Genomic DNA, 12940 nt, shown 5'->3' on the forward strand with positions numbered 1-12940 from the left:
CTTGTTTGCTTCGGCGCGCACAACGGCGCGTCCAGGGCAACCTGCGGTGCGTTGCCGCGAGGTTGCACGAGTCGTGCCGGTCAGGCTGCCTTGCGCGGTGGCACACCACGCTGCTCCGGCTGCCGGTTAGGCACCATGCCGAGCCGATTCAGCGTCTCTTCCGTGCTGCTCCAGCGAGTGCCGGTCTGGTAGATCCGGTGCGCGTCCGTGCCGCTGGCGATTTCACGGTTCAGTTCGCGAGCGATGTTCACCATCTTTTCGATCTGCTGCACCGACGTCGCGCGCTTGCCGTCCGGCCCGTAGAGCGTGTCTTCAATGCCGACTCGCACGTGCAGGCCCATCGCGATGGCCATCGTGTTCAGTGGCACGACGTTCCGGTTCAGTGTCTCCACCGTCAACACGGCGCCGTCCGGGGTACGGCGTGCGAATTCGACCATGTCGGCGGGGTGCAGGCCGGCGGCGCCGCCACCGATCGCCACGTAGTTCAGAACGAGAGGGCCGGTGTACACGCCTCGACGGATCAGGCGCTCAACCGTTTCCAGTTGTGTCAGGTTGCCGAGCATGAAGTGGGGCTGGATGCCATTCGCAACGAGCCGCTTGATGTGTTCAACATGCCAGGACGGATTGGATGGCACGATCATGTCGCGGTACGCGGCCTGGAGGGCGGGATTGGCGAGCGAAGTACCCGCCACGTCCGCTTCGGTCATCAGTTCCATCACGTTCATCTGGCTGGTGTTGATGGCCACAGTCACCTGATCGGGGCGCGGGCTTAGTTCGGCCAGCATATGACGCGTATCGTCGTTCAGCCACTTTGCTGCCTGGTTATCGTTTTCCGGCGCAAACGAGATCGAGCCGCCCACCTGCAGCACCATCCCGGGCACGGCTTCGCGCAGGCGTGCCAGCATTTCATTGAACATGGACAGGCGCTTGCTGCCTTTGCCATCGGCCTCGCGCACGTGCACGTGCAGCACCGTAGCGCCGGCGTTGTAACAATCGACGGCCTTCTGCACCTGCTCGTCCATGGTGACAGGGATATCGTCCGAGTCGCCCGGCAGCCATTGCGGCCCATATGGCGCAACCTGGATCACGAGCTTTTCCTGGTTTTCGGGCAGCAGTGAGTCATCGAGGAAGTGCATGCTTGTCTCCTTGGTTTGAAGGCTGAGGGTAGGTCTTGGTGTTGGGCGGCATTCAGGCGGCTTGCCGGTCGGCGACGCGCTTTTCCTGCTCAAGGGCCGCCATCTCTTCCAGAAGAATCGGCGCACCCAGACTGATGCTGTGAATCCCCAGCACGCTGACCGCTTGCAGCACGGCGACAATCTCTTCCTTGGTGGCGCCTAGTTCGAGGGCCTTGCGGATGTGGCGCCGGGTGCCGGGCGCGTACATGTGCGTGCAGGATGCGTCCACCGCAATGGCGAGGAACTCCAGCACCTTCGGTTCGAGCACACCTGGCAGGACGGGGTGCATGCCCATCGCCATGAATTTCTCGGCCCAGATCGGGTCCAGTTCGGCAATGGGGTCCCAGGCGGGGTTCCAGGTTCCGCTTGTCCGCAACTGATCGCAGACAGGCGTTGCGCTGGTCTTGGGCTCATTCTTCATGGGTCGACTCCTCTCAAGTTTTGTGCCGCTTATTTGTGCCGCTCATGCCCTGGACACGTTCAATCGCGACCCCTGAAGTCTGGATTATTGGCAGGAATGAATTTGACCAAATACGGCATCAATTTTACAATTGACGACATCTGGGGCGAGAGACGGAGACGTGCCGATGGCCTATCAGTTGCGCAGTGCCGCACTCACGAACTATGTCGAAGTCGCGCGCGCCGTCGGGCTTGATCCTTACCAGCAATTGCGCGCTGCGCGGATCAGCCGATCCGTTCTGCTCGATCCCGACATCCGCATTCCGGCCCAGGCTGTCAGCCGGCTGCTGGAGTCCTCGGCGAACGCTGCGGGAATCCAGGACTTTGGCTTGCGCATGGCCGAGACACGCCAGCTTTCGAACCTTGGACCGCTGGCATTTGCCATGCGGCAGGAGCCCACATTGCGTCGTGCGCTCGAATCGATGGCCCGTTATCTGCGCCTGCAGAATGAAGCGATTGCCATGCGTATCGAGGAAGCGGAAGGCCTCGTCATGCTCAGGCAGGAAGCGCTGACGGGCGTTGCCGGATCGCTGCGCCAGTCCACCGACCTGGTGGTGGGCGTTCTGTACCGCGTGCTGGCCCTGGTCCTCGGTCCAAAGTGGAGGCCCCGCAGCATCTGCTTTTCCCACGCAGCGCCGGGCAGCACGGCGATGTACTTGCGTCTGTTTGGCATGCCCGTCCTCTTCAACCAGGAGTTCGACGGCATCATCTGCGTGGCGTCGGATCTGGAAGTTCCGCTGCCATCCTACGATCCGACCATGGCAAGGCAGGTGCAGCAGTACCTCGATACGATGCTTGCCCAGTCCGACGCGACCATCTCGGACAAGGTGAGGCGGCTCGTTCTTGCCTTATTGCCGTCGGGTGCCTGCACGATCGAGCGGGTAGCTCAGCACATGGGCGTGGATGTCCGCACCGTGCAGCGTCGCCTTGCCAACTATGACGAGACGTTCTCTGCGATCGTCACCGCGACGCGCGTTGATCTGGCGACTCGTTACCTCGAGAATCGTGAACGCCCGCTGTCGGAGGTTGCAACGCTGTTGGGCTTTGGCTCGCTCAGCGCTTTCTCCCGCTGGTTTGGCGGGCACTTTGGTTGCAGCGTTTCAAAATGGAGAGCCAAGGGCTTTGCCAAAGCCGTCAAGAAGGAGGGAGCCGGGCGATCGCATTGAACGAGCGTGCGGCCCATGCTGAGCAGAGCCGACGTTCGACCGTCCATACGCCACGGACGAACAGCGTCTCCTTGCCTGACAGGCGACCCTCCCGCCGGTGGCCGCCTGACACATCACGCTCCGGCCATGGTTTCCGGTGTGACTTCCCATCCTGCATCGATGCCGCCAGGAAGCATCTGCCCGCGGTCTTCGCCGACCTCCGCATCGATCAGGCGATTCAGCTTCTCGTTCATGGCGACGACAAGCTCGCGGTATCGGCTGTCGGCGGCCAGATTGTGCATTTCGAACGGGTCGGTCTGCACGTCATACAACTCCACGTCATTGAACTGGTCGAGTTCCTCCAATGTCCTGGGCCGGTTATGCTGCTTTGGCGAGAAGTAGCGGGCAAAGGTGTAGCGTCCATCGAACACCGAACGCACGGCGCCGCGCTTCATCAGGTCGGGCCGCACGCCTGTGCTCTTGAACTGGTCTGGCTTGCCGCCCTTTTGCAGGTAGTCCACGGCCTTGTAGAGGAAGTCGCCGTCGAGGTAGGCCAGCATGTTGTAGCAGAACAGCGCGCCGTCGCGAATCGCATTCGCGTCAGCTTTTTCCGGGGCGCTTAGCAGGCCTGAAAAATCCTTGCCTGCAAGGCCCTTGACCAGCGTCGCGCGTTTGTCGGCATTCACGCCACTCATTGCAACCAGGGTCGGCGCGATGTCCAGGTGCGAGGTGACGGCGCGGCATTGCCTGCCGCCCGGATAGGCCGGATGGGAGATGATCAGCGGTACGTTGTTCTGCTCGCGATACGAGACAGCCCCCTTGGCGTGGAGCTGGTGGGCCCCATCCATGTCGCCGTGGTCGGACGTCAGGATCACGATGGTCTTGTCGGTGAGGCCGGCCGCGTCGAGTTCGGCCAGTACAGACGCGATATTGCGATCGACGTCGCGCATGCAGTTCAGGTAATAGTTGTGGCGCCGCCGCCAGCGCGCCTCCTCGTTAGGAATGGCGCCGACCATAGCGTCGTGCGAGCGCAGGAAGTCCCGGTGGGCGGGCGGACGCCCGGGTGCGTCGAGCGGCTGTGCGTGGCTGGCCGGAAGCGTGAAATTCCACTGCTTTGCATATAGCGGGTCGGCCGGATCGCGGGCGACATGCGCAAGGCCGCGTGTTGCCTGAACTTTGGTTCCGGGTGCGTCGGTGTCGTAGAACATCACGTCATGCGGGTTGACGAGGTTCATCGCCAGAAACCATGGCTTGCCCTGGGCCGCAAGATCACGGCCTTTCCCGCGCAGCCAGCTCGTCCCCATGGCGGCAATTACCCCGTCGTGCAGGTAGCCGCCACTCGTGTGGGCGATGATATCGCCAATCCCGATGTAGTCCGAGAAGCCATAGGCCTCCATTTCCGCGGTAAATATCTTCGTTGGCGTGCCAAGCTTGTTAACGGTCTCGAACTCCTTGGTGAGATGCCATTTGCCTTTGTACGCGGTGTAGTAGCCTGCGTCGCGAAGCATGTCACCAAGCGTCGGTATGTCGGTCGACATGCTGGTGATCCACGGAAAATTGGTGTTGTCGAACATCCGCGTCTGCTGGATGTGCTGGCCCGTATAGAGTACAGACCGCGACGGCGTGCAGACGCACGAGTTGATCTGGTGGTTCAGGAAGGTCGTGCCACGCTTCATCAAGCGTTCATGTGCCGGCAGGCTGTAGCCCACCGGCAGTTCTCCCGGCCGAAAACGACGCTCCTGATCGACAACGATAAGAAGAATGTTGTACGGACCTGCCGCATGGCTTGCGGTGGACGGCCCGGCGCTATCTGTACCGGGCGCTGCAGCCTGGGCGTTGTGGGCCCCGCCAAGGCCAAACGCCGCGGCGCCCAGGCCGGCAGCGCGCAGAAAGTCGCGCCGAGTCAGCGCCAGTTCGGGACTTTTGTCGTCTTCCATCTCGATTTCCCCATCGATAGCATCCCGCTTGGGGGGACTTCCGGATTACGACCTACATTTCGCCCAAGCACGCCAATGGAGCCTATCAATATCATTCCGGGTCAACAAGCCGGCGTTCGAATGCCGCGGCGCACGGAATGTTGGCCATCGCACTGAGCACGAAACGCGAGCCGCGCCGCAATGTGGTTGCCAAGGGCTATCGGCTTTAGCGGCCAGATTTACCTATCCCTGTGATGCCTGCCTGGCTCCAGGTGTGTGCTTTGTCACTCGCTTGCTGCGGGATGCCTATGTTGCATAACGGCATTTTTTTGGCGGAGTTTCCCTGTTCCGATGCCTTAAAAGCCCCTTCCACGCAAAATGACCCCCTGTTTTATAAGACCATGCTTTGAGTGAGGCCCGCCGTTGTTCATTGTGGGGGCGAGTGTTGCCGCCGTGACCATGGCATGCGTTGCCGCAGTCGCCCTTTATGAAATGCGTCTGGTGACGGAACGGTACTGATGCGGCGTCCCTACAAGCGTGAGGATATCGGTCAGAGCATTGCCGGTGCCCCGTCGTTCGAGCCGCTCATCCAGTCCGACAATGGTTCCTACATTGGCACCGCGACGCTGGATGGCGCGCAGCGCCTCTACAGTTTCAGGCGTATCGGAAAGTATCCATTGATCATTGTTGTGGGCCTCGCAATCCAGGACATCTACGCGCAATGGACGCAGCGTGCCTGGGCTATCGGTGGCGTTGTGACGGTGCTTGATGTGCTGATTATCTGGATGTCGGTGATGTTTGCGAGGCTGTTCCGGAAGCGGCTCGAAATGGAGAACCGGCTTCACCTGCTTGCTACGACGGATAGCCTGACCGGGGTCGGCAACCGCCGCGTCCTGAGTTCGACGCTGGAGACAGAGTGGAAGCGGGCCAGCCGGGACGGCAGGAACCTGTCCGTACTGATGCTCGATGCCGACAACTTCAAAGCGCTCAATGACCGGCACGGCCATGCTATTGGTGATGAAGCGCTAAAGGCGATTGCGCAATGCATTACCAAGAATATCCGTCGCCCGGCAGATTTCGTTGGCCGTTATGGTGGCGAAGAGTTCTCTGTGTTGCTGACAAGCACGGACATGAACGGGGCAATCAGGATTGCGGAGAACATTCGCGCAGCAGTGATGGCAACGGAGTTGACAAGTATGGGCGCGCGGCCTGTTCCGCTGAGCGTGAGTATTGGGGTGGCGACTTTTGACGGCAAGAATGCTCGCGCGGAATCTTCTGAACAGCTTCTGCGCCAGGCCGACCGCCGTCTCTACCAGGCAAAGGCTGCTGGTCGTAACACGATCATGCCGCGCCAAGCGCATGGCCAGGCGGCGATGGTCGGGGATCCCCACCCGAGTACCTGAAAGCCGCGGCCAATCCAGTCGGAAGAAGCCGTCACACGCGGAGCACCGCCGCCCCGGCCAGACGGCCAGCGCGCAGGTCATCCAACGCCGCATTGGCACTGGAAAGAGGATAGGACGTGGTACGAATATGCAATGGCCACGTGGCTGCCGCTTCCATCAGGCCGTGGCCGTCGGCACGCGTCAGGTTCGCTACGGAGACGATCCGCCGTTCCTCCCATAACAGTCGATACGGGAAGGAAGGAATGTCGCTCATGTGAATGCCCCCGCAGACCACAGTGCCACCCTTGTCGACAGCCGCCAGCGCTGCAGGCACGAGGGCGCCGTCGGGGGCAAAGATCAAGGCAGCGTCCAACGTGGCGGGTGCCTTGTCCTGACTGCTGCCCGCCCAGGCAGCCCCGACATCCGTGGCCAAAGTCTGGGCGGCTTGGTCCCCGGGCCGCGTGAAGGCGTAGACGGTCCGGCCTTGCGCCACCGCGATTTGCGTCACGATATGTGCGGCGGCGCCAAATCCGTAGATGCCGATACGTTGTGCATCCCCAGCCGAGCGCAGTGTCCGGAAGCCGATGAGGCCGGCGCAGAGCAGCGGCGCTGCATGCTCGTCGTCATACGTTTCGGGAATGCGAAAGCAATAGCTGGCATCGGCGACCACGTACTCGGCATATCCGCCGTCACGGGTATAGCCGTGGAACTGGGGTGCATCGCAAAGGTTCTCCCGCCCGCTCAGGCAGAAGCGGCACTGCCCGCAGGTGTGCCCCAGCCATGGCACGCCGACCCGCGCGCCGATTGACAGTCCAACGACACCGGCGCCGAGCGCATCGACGCGACCAACGATTTCATGGCCCGGGATCAGCGCGGGCTTGGGCAAGGAGAGGTCTCCATCCACCACATGCAGGTCCGTACGGCACACGCCGCACGCCGCCACGCGGATTCGCACTTCACCGGCTCCCGGGACCGGCACTGGCACCCGGCGGTCAGCTAGGATTGGACTCCCGCCGTCGAAAACCATTGCACGCATCGTCGCGTTCATGATGCCTCCTTCGTCAGGTTTTCAAAAACAAAGCGCGGCCGCCGGAATGCAGCCGTGAAACCGTCGCAGGCGTGACAGACATAGAGGCCGTGGTCATCGCAATACTCGGGAATCGAAAAGGCAACAAGGAGCGCTGCCTCCGAATGCTTCGACTTTGGATACAGGCTATGACAAAGCTTCCAGGCCCGGTTGCTGCAGATCAATGAGCTGTGGACGGGTGGTGCAACGTGGACCGCACCTGAAGTCTTCTAGGTCTTGATCAGACGTCACCATGGCGAAACATCGATCGAAGTTGCTCTACCGCAAGGCGATCACCGCTTCAGCACCTACTTTTGATAAAGCAGGTAGTCGTCAGATGGCGGTGCCACACAAGGAAGGGCCGCTGCATCGGTAACTGTCTATGCGATAGAAGTCGCGGGGTACGGCTCACCGTTTTGCAGGCCAGGGCCTTTGATTGTCGTTCGACCCTCAGGATAAGGAACGAGCATGAACTACAGCAGCATTCTGGTGCATCTGGATCGCAGCAGGCATATGACAACTCGGCTGGCGCTGGCGACCCAGCTGGCGAGTTCCCATGATTGTCCGTTGATCGGCCTCCTGGGCAGCTTCATTCCCGATCCCGCATGGTTCTACCTGATGGACAACGCCGCCGACTATATCGAAAGGGACAGGCAGCGGCGCCGGTTGATCGGGGAGCGTACTCGTCATCAGTTCCTGGAAACGACAAAGGATCTTGGCGCTGGCGTGGAATGGCGGGCAGCGGAGCACGACGTCCTTTCCACGGTGCTGAGGGAGTCGCGCGAAGCCGGCCTGATCGTCGCGGGCCAGTATGACGCCAATGGCGAAGAAGGCCCGCTTGCCACGCAGGTGCTCGAAGCGTTGCTGCTGGAAAGCGGACGGCCGGTACTCGTCGTTCCGTGTGACGGGCAGTTCAAGACAACAGGGGCGCGGGTGATGGTGGCATGGAATGGCAGCCGCGAAGCGGCACGGGCCTTGCATGATGCGCTGCCGCTCATTGGCGGAGCGACGGCACGCATACTGTGCGCCCAGACTGCTGCCAAGGAAGCACGTCCGGACGCCACGCCGGTCGCCCATGCGGTGCGCGTCCTGGAACGACACGGTGTGACGGTGGAGGTCGAGCACGGCCCGGGCGGTTCCGACCTGACCATCGGGGAATTGCTGTTGTCCCGTGCCGCCGATTTCGATGCTGACCTGATCGTGATGGGTGCATACGGCCATGGGCGCATGCGGGAGCTTGTGCTCGGAGGCGTCACGCGCACGCTGCTGTCTTCCATGACGGTGCCCGTATTGTTCTCGCATTGAAATCCGGATCCGGATATTGGACCGGCGAATGTCCCGGTGATGGCGCCTTGCGGTTCGGGCATGCAGCAGGAGAAGGCAATGTACACAAGGATTCTGGTGGCGATAGACGGAAGCCAGTGCGGCGATCTTGGCCTGGCGGAAGCTATTGGGCTGGCCGCGGCGAGCGATGCCGAGCTGGACATCGTGCATATCGTCGATGGCGGATACGAAGAGCCGGACGTGCGTGCAGGTCTGGTCCGGGCAGGGCACAAGCTTCTGGCCGAGGCGCAGGCGAAAGCCGAAGCGCAGCAGGTGCGCAGCCAGGCAATCCTCGTCGACCAGATCCTCGAGCTTGGCGATCTCGGCAAGCAGGTTCAGCAGATTGCTGAAGAGCGCGGCGCCCAGATCGTGGTAGCGGGTACACATGGCCGCTCGGGCATCGGTCGGGTATTGATGGGTAGCGTCGCGGAAAGCCTGCTGCGCCACGGCAGCTTGCCCGTATTGCTGGTCAAGGCAGGCGGACATGGCGGTGCGGCCTCCTGATTCCAGTCCGGGCGCAGCCAGCACGGTCGGCAGGGTGGAGGTACTGGCAGACCGGGGCGAAAGCCGGGGCGCGGTGCTCGATGTGGTGGACCGCGTTTCCGAGATGTGCTTTGGTTTGTTCATGGCCCTGACGTTTGTCGGCGCGGTCTCGTCGGCGAGTGCCGGCGCCGGCGCGAGCAGGACCATGCTGCATGCCGCGCTGGGCTGCAACCTGGCGTGGGGGCTGGTGGATGCAGTCATGTATCTCGTACGGACGATCGCCGGAAGAGGGCAGCGGCTTACGCTCGCCATGGCCATCAAGCATGCGTCCGACCGGCCGACCGGCATCCGCCTCATTCGCGACGCGCTTCCACCGGGCATGAAGGCACTGGTAGCAGACGCGGAGCTGGACGCCATTCGCGCGAGGCTGGCCGCCGCTGGCCTGCCGGCGCGCCCGCGGCTGTATTGGGCCGACCTGCGCGGGGCCGTGCACATCTTCTGCATCGTGGTGTTGAGCACGTTTCCCGTGGCACTGCCTTTCGTGCTGATGAGCGATGTGCCGAGTGCGTTGCTGGTCTCGCGTGTGTTGACGCTTGGCATGCTGTTTTTTGGCGGCGCGGCGCTCGGTCATTACGCAGGGTTCGGGGCCATGCCGGCCGGATTGGGCATGACGGCTCTGGGCGTGGCCCTGACCATTGCGATCATCGCGCTGGGCGGCTGAAGTGCGGACCTCCCCACTGCCGCTGCTGGCCCTGTTCGCCGCGGCAGCATTACGGGCCCAGACGCCAGGCCCATCTCCCGGGCTGGCTAGCGGTTGGGATACGCCTGATCCGTGGACCTACTCCGCAGCGGCCTACTGGAACATGCCTCGCGAGGGCGCGAGCTACGCCAGCGGCATATTCAGTGCAGACCACGGCCAGCTTCACCTCGAGGCGAGGGCCAACTATGAAGCCATGCACTCGCAGTCGGCATTCATTGGCTGGACGTTCTCGGGAGGCGAAAAGCTTCGTGTGAGCGCCACGCCCATTATCGGCGCGGTCGCCGGGGAGGCACACGGACCCATCGCCGGCCTCGAGGCGAGCGTAGCCGCGGGCAAGCTGGACTATTACCTGGAAGCGGAGTACCTGCCTGCCCATGCTGGCCGTTCCGGCTATCTCTATGCCTGGAGCGAACTGGCCTATCGACCCGTCGAGTGGATACGGCTCGGTATCGTCATGCAGCGCACACGGATCTATGGCGGCGACAGGGACATCCGGCCCGGAGGGCTCGTCCAGTTGACCGTGCGTAACTGTACGGCGGGCGTCTACTGGTTCAATCCCGGCGCCGAAGCTCAGGTCGTGATGCTGTCGCTCGCGTTCCGCTTCTAGCCCGCTTTGCCGGGCTTGCGCTGCGTCAACGGCCGCCTTCTGCGCTCTCCTACGCTGTGTGAAGACCCATGTCATTTGGAAGGGCGGAGGCCCTTCTTGCCATGCGCACTGCGGCAGGGGTGTCTTTACGGAATGTCCGACGATCATCTGCCCGTCGGCGCATCCGCGCATTTACGCAGAGTGAATAACGACGAACAAACCATGGATACCACCATCAAGGACTACCCCGTTCTGGTTTTCGTCGTCACCTTCGGCCTGTTATGGCTGGCTGAGAGGATCGGCGCCAAGGCCATCCGCGGTCCAAGGAGTCCATCTGCCGATGCGCGGCAGGACGTAGGCGTGATTCAGGCCGCCGTGCTCACGCTGCTCGGTTTGCTGATCGGCTTCTGCTTTGCCATGGCGGTCAGCCGCTACGACCAGCGCAAGCTTTACGAAGAGGCAGAGGCAAACGCCATCGGTACGGAGTATGTCCGCGCGGGACTGTTGCCGGCGGCCGATGCGGAGGCTGCGCGCGCGCTGCTTCGCGAGTACCTCCGGTGTCGGCTGGACTTCTATACGAACCATGATGCGGCCAGCCTGAAGAAGACTGACGTCGCGACAGCGGCTTTGCATGCCAGGCTGTGGGCGGTGGTGGAACGCAACGCCGCAGCCAATCCGAACGTTATCGTGGGTCTGACTGTGGCGGGGATGAATGAGGTCCTGAATGCGGAAGGCTACACCCAGTCGTCGTGGTGGAACCGGATCCCGAACTCTGCCTGGATGCTGATGCTGGTCGTGGCGGTGTGCAGCAATGCCCTGGTGGGATACGGCCTGCGCAAGGCCGAATCGGCGCGCTACCTGCTGCTGGTATTGCCCATGGTGGTTGGCGTTTCGTTCGCGCTGATTGCCGACATCGACAGCCCACGTGGCGGATTGATCCGCGTCGAGCCGTACAACCTCATGCGCCTGGCGGCTTCAGTGCCTGCCGGCCCCGCAAGCTTCATGGATCCAAGGTGAAGGCACGACGTTGATATCGACTTACAGCGGAAACGAGAGCATGTACATGTCGGACGAAGCCGGCTGCGGCGTTCAGTGCGGCTCGATAGAGACCGCAGGGTGCGCCAGCGCGTAGCTGCACGAGTAGTCCAGTTCGCCGGAGGCCTGGGCATGGACCGTGAACAGTGGTTGACCGGCCCGGACTTCGTCGTTGACCCGTACCCGCATCTCAAGGCCCGCGACCTGCCGCATCGGGGCGCCGGCCAGCTTTGCGGTGCGGGCAATGTGGCGGTTGTCGATGGCGATTACCTTCCCCGCGTGGGGAGCGACGATGTCGCGGCGAAAAATGGCTTCGCCCGGCACGCGCAAGCCGCCCTGCGCTTCGCAAATCGCCTGGAACTTGCGCCAGGCCGCGCCACTGTCGAGTAGCTGGCCAGCGGCTTTTTCGCCAGCGCCCCTGGGTGCCGCGCCACAGAACTCCAGCAGCGCGCCGGCGAGCATGACCGAGCGCTCGCGCAGGTCGGGCGGCGCCGCCACCGTGCGCTGGAGTACCGCCAGGATGTCGCGCGCCTCCAGCGCGGGGCCAATGCCCCTGCCGACCGGCTGGGTGCCGTCGGTCCGAACCATGAGGATGTGCAGGCCGAACGCCTCCGCCACATGCCGCATCGCGGCTTCGAGCCGCTCCAGGTCCCTGTCCTCGCGCACCTTGGCTGTGGGACCAACCGGCACATCGATCAGGATGTGCGTCGAGCCTGCCGCAACCTTCTTGGACAGGATGGAGGCAACAAGCTGCGCGTCGCTGTCGATATCAAGCGCGCGTTCCACGCGGATCAGGATATCGTCGGCGGGACTCAGGTTCAGTGCGCCACCCCAGACCAGCGACGCCCCGACTCGCTCCACGACGTGGCGCAGTTCCGCCGCACTGAGCGCCACGCGGGTCAATGTCTCCATCGTGTCTGCGGTACCGGCTGGAGAGGTGATCGCCCGGGAAGACGTCTTCGGCAAGACCAGGCCTCCTGCCGCCGCTATTGCCACGACAATGGGTGTGGTCCGGTTGCCGGGCAGGCCGCCGACGCAGTGCTTGTCGGCAACGACGGCGTGGCTCCATGACAGCCGCTCGCCCGAGTGCACCATGGCACGTGTGAGGTCCACGGTTTCCCGCCGGTTCATGCGGCCATCTGCACATGCGGCAAGGAACGCGGAGATATACACATCCGGGTACCGCCCCGCCGAGATATCGCTGATGATGGAATCGATCTGGGCGCCGTCGAGCCGGCGGCCGTAGATCTTCGCACGCAAGGCGCGTACGGATTCCAGGGCCGGCGCGTGACTGACGGCCACGACATCGCCGGCGCGAGCCTCCAGTGCCTGTGCAGCGCTGGCCGAAAGGCTTGCCTCTCCGGTATCGAGCAATGGCGCACCGACCAGGTTCAGCGTGGCAATGAGGCTTGCGTCGCCGATCCGCACCTGTACCCGTGCTTGCGCAGCAAAGCCTTCGGCGCGGCACACGGGGCAGTCCGGGTGTAGATAGATGACATGCTCCTGCCAGGTATCGATGCCGAGGGGTTTGAAAATCAGCGGCTCGGATCCCTGACCTTCCCCGGCAGCAAGTTTCAGCTCGTTTGCCTGCATTGCGCTTTCCCCTCCGA

The 12940-nt window shown here is 62.9% G+C and carries 12 protein-coding genes; 7 read left to right on the top strand and 5 right to left on the bottom strand.

The window, feature by feature from the left end:
* Window positions 1–80 precede the first annotated feature (80 nt).
* Window positions 81–1136: a beta-keto acid cleavage family enzyme gene (locus tag ACIGJG_RS25345; RefSeq protein WP_220630164.1), complete on the bottom strand. Its 1056-nt coding sequence runs from the start codon at window positions 1134–1136 to the stop codon at window positions 81–83.
* A gap of 52 nt (window positions 1137–1188) precedes the next feature.
* Window positions 1189–1596: a carboxymuconolactone decarboxylase family protein gene (locus tag ACIGJG_RS25350; RefSeq protein ID WP_011300828.1), complete on the bottom strand. Its 408-nt coding sequence runs from the start codon at window positions 1594–1596 to the stop codon at window positions 1189–1191.
* Window positions 1597–1762: 166 nt separating this feature from the next.
* On the opposite strand from ACIGJG_RS25350, the gene ACIGJG_RS25355 reads away from it, so the two are divergent.
* Complete coding sequence (locus ACIGJG_RS25355) at window positions 1763–2800, top strand: AraC family transcriptional regulator (protein ID WP_011300827.1); 1038 nt, start codon at window positions 1763–1765, stop codon at window positions 2798–2800.
* 113 nt (window positions 2801–2913) lie between these two features.
* Here the strand turns inward: ACIGJG_RS25355 and ACIGJG_RS25360 are convergent, their stop codons facing one another.
* Window positions 2914–4716: a sulfatase family protein gene (locus tag ACIGJG_RS25360; protein WP_483673177.1), complete on the bottom strand. Its 1803-nt coding sequence runs from the start codon at window positions 4714–4716 to the stop codon at window positions 2914–2916.
* A gap of 494 nt (window positions 4717–5210) precedes the next feature.
* On the opposite strand from ACIGJG_RS25360, the gene ACIGJG_RS25365 reads away from it, so the two are divergent.
* Window positions 5211–6098, top strand: a complete 888-nt coding sequence (locus ACIGJG_RS25365; protein WP_483674040.1) for a sensor domain-containing diguanylate cyclase — start codon at window positions 5211–5213, stop codon at window positions 6096–6098.
* A gap of 31 nt (window positions 6099–6129) precedes the next feature.
* Here ACIGJG_RS25365 and ACIGJG_RS25370 read toward each other — a convergent pair whose 3' ends face one another.
* Window positions 6130–7125, bottom strand: coding sequence for a zinc-dependent alcohol dehydrogenase family protein (locus ACIGJG_RS25370; RefSeq protein WP_140951475.1), 996 nt, complete (start codon window positions 7123–7125; stop codon window positions 6130–6132).
* A 486-nt stretch (window positions 7126–7611) separates the two neighbouring features.
* On the opposite strand from ACIGJG_RS25370, the gene ACIGJG_RS25375 reads away from it, so the two are divergent.
* From ACIGJG_RS25375 to ACIGJG_RS25395, 5 genes are all read left to right on the top strand, one after another.
* Window positions 7612–8448 carry a universal stress protein gene (locus tag ACIGJG_RS25375; protein ID WP_011300823.1) on the top strand — a complete coding sequence of 279 codons (837 nt, stop codon included), beginning with the start codon at window positions 7612–7614 and terminating at the stop codon, window positions 8446–8448.
* Between the two features lie 60 nt (window positions 8449–8508).
* The gene (locus ACIGJG_RS25380; protein ID WP_483673178.1) at window positions 8509–8970 is read left to right on the top strand and encodes a universal stress protein; all 462 of its coding nucleotides are present in this window, start codon (window positions 8509–8511) and stop codon (window positions 8968–8970) included.
* Window positions 8971–9073: 103 nt separating this feature from the next.
* Window positions 9074–9670 (top strand): hypothetical protein, encoded by a 597-nt coding sequence (locus ACIGJG_RS25385; RefSeq protein ID WP_235679749.1) that lies wholly within the window; start codon window positions 9074–9076, stop codon window positions 9668–9670.
* A gap of 1 nt (window position 9671) precedes the next feature.
* Entirely contained in the window at window positions 9672–10316 is a 645-nt protein-coding gene (locus tag ACIGJG_RS25390) for a hypothetical protein (protein ID WP_140951477.1), read from the top strand.
* A 96-nt stretch (window positions 10317–10412) separates the two neighbouring features.
* A complete protein-coding gene (locus ACIGJG_RS25395) occupies window positions 10413–11312 on the top strand; it encodes a bestrophin-like domain (RefSeq protein WP_235679733.1) in 900 nt (299 codons plus the stop codon).
* Window positions 11313–11384: 72 nt separating this feature from the next.
* Here the strand turns inward: ACIGJG_RS25395 and ACIGJG_RS25400 are convergent, their stop codons facing one another.
* The gene (locus ACIGJG_RS25400; protein ID WP_140951479.1) at window positions 11385–12923 is read right to left on the bottom strand and encodes a thymidine phosphorylase family protein; all 1539 of its coding nucleotides are present in this window, start codon (window positions 12921–12923) and stop codon (window positions 11385–11387) included.
* Window positions 12924–12940 lie beyond the last annotated feature (17 nt).

The organism is Cupriavidus sp. C1SS-2L, assembly GCF_057073735.1.

Excerpts from the sequence above, each read along its gene's own strand:
- ACIGJG_RS25350 (WP_011300828.1), bottom strand. The coding sequence starts at position 1,596 with ATGAAGAATGAGCCCAAGACCAGCGCAACGCCTGTCTGCGATCAGTTG.
- ACIGJG_RS25380 (WP_483673178.1), top strand. The coding sequence starts at position 8,509 with ATGCAGCAGGAGAAGGCAATGTACACAAGGATTCTGGTGGCGATAGAC.
- ACIGJG_RS25385 (WP_235679749.1), top strand. The coding sequence starts at position 9,074 with ATGTGCTTTGGTTTGTTCATGGCCCTGACGTTTGTCGGCGCGGTCTCG.
- ACIGJG_RS25375 (WP_011300823.1), top strand. The coding sequence starts at position 7,612 with ATGAACTACAGCAGCATTCTGGTGCATCTGGATCGCAGCAGGCATATG.
- ACIGJG_RS25370 (WP_140951475.1), bottom strand. The coding sequence starts at position 7,125 with ATGAACGCGACGATGCGTGCAATGGTTTTCGACGGCGGGAGTCCAATC.
- ACIGJG_RS25400 (WP_140951479.1), bottom strand. The coding sequence starts at position 12,923 with ATGCAGGCAAACGAGCTGAAACTTGCTGCCGGGGAAGGTCAGGGATCC.
- ACIGJG_RS25360 (WP_483673177.1), bottom strand. The coding sequence starts at position 4,716 with ATGGAAGACGACAAAAGTCCCGAACTGGCGCTGACTCGGCGCGACTTT.
- ACIGJG_RS25345 (WP_220630164.1), bottom strand. The coding sequence starts at position 1,136 with ATGCACTTCCTCGATGACTCACTGCTGCCCGAAAACCAGGAAAAGCTC.
- ACIGJG_RS25355 (WP_011300827.1), top strand. The coding sequence starts at position 1,763 with ATGGCCTATCAGTTGCGCAGTGCCGCACTCACGAACTATGTCGAAGTC.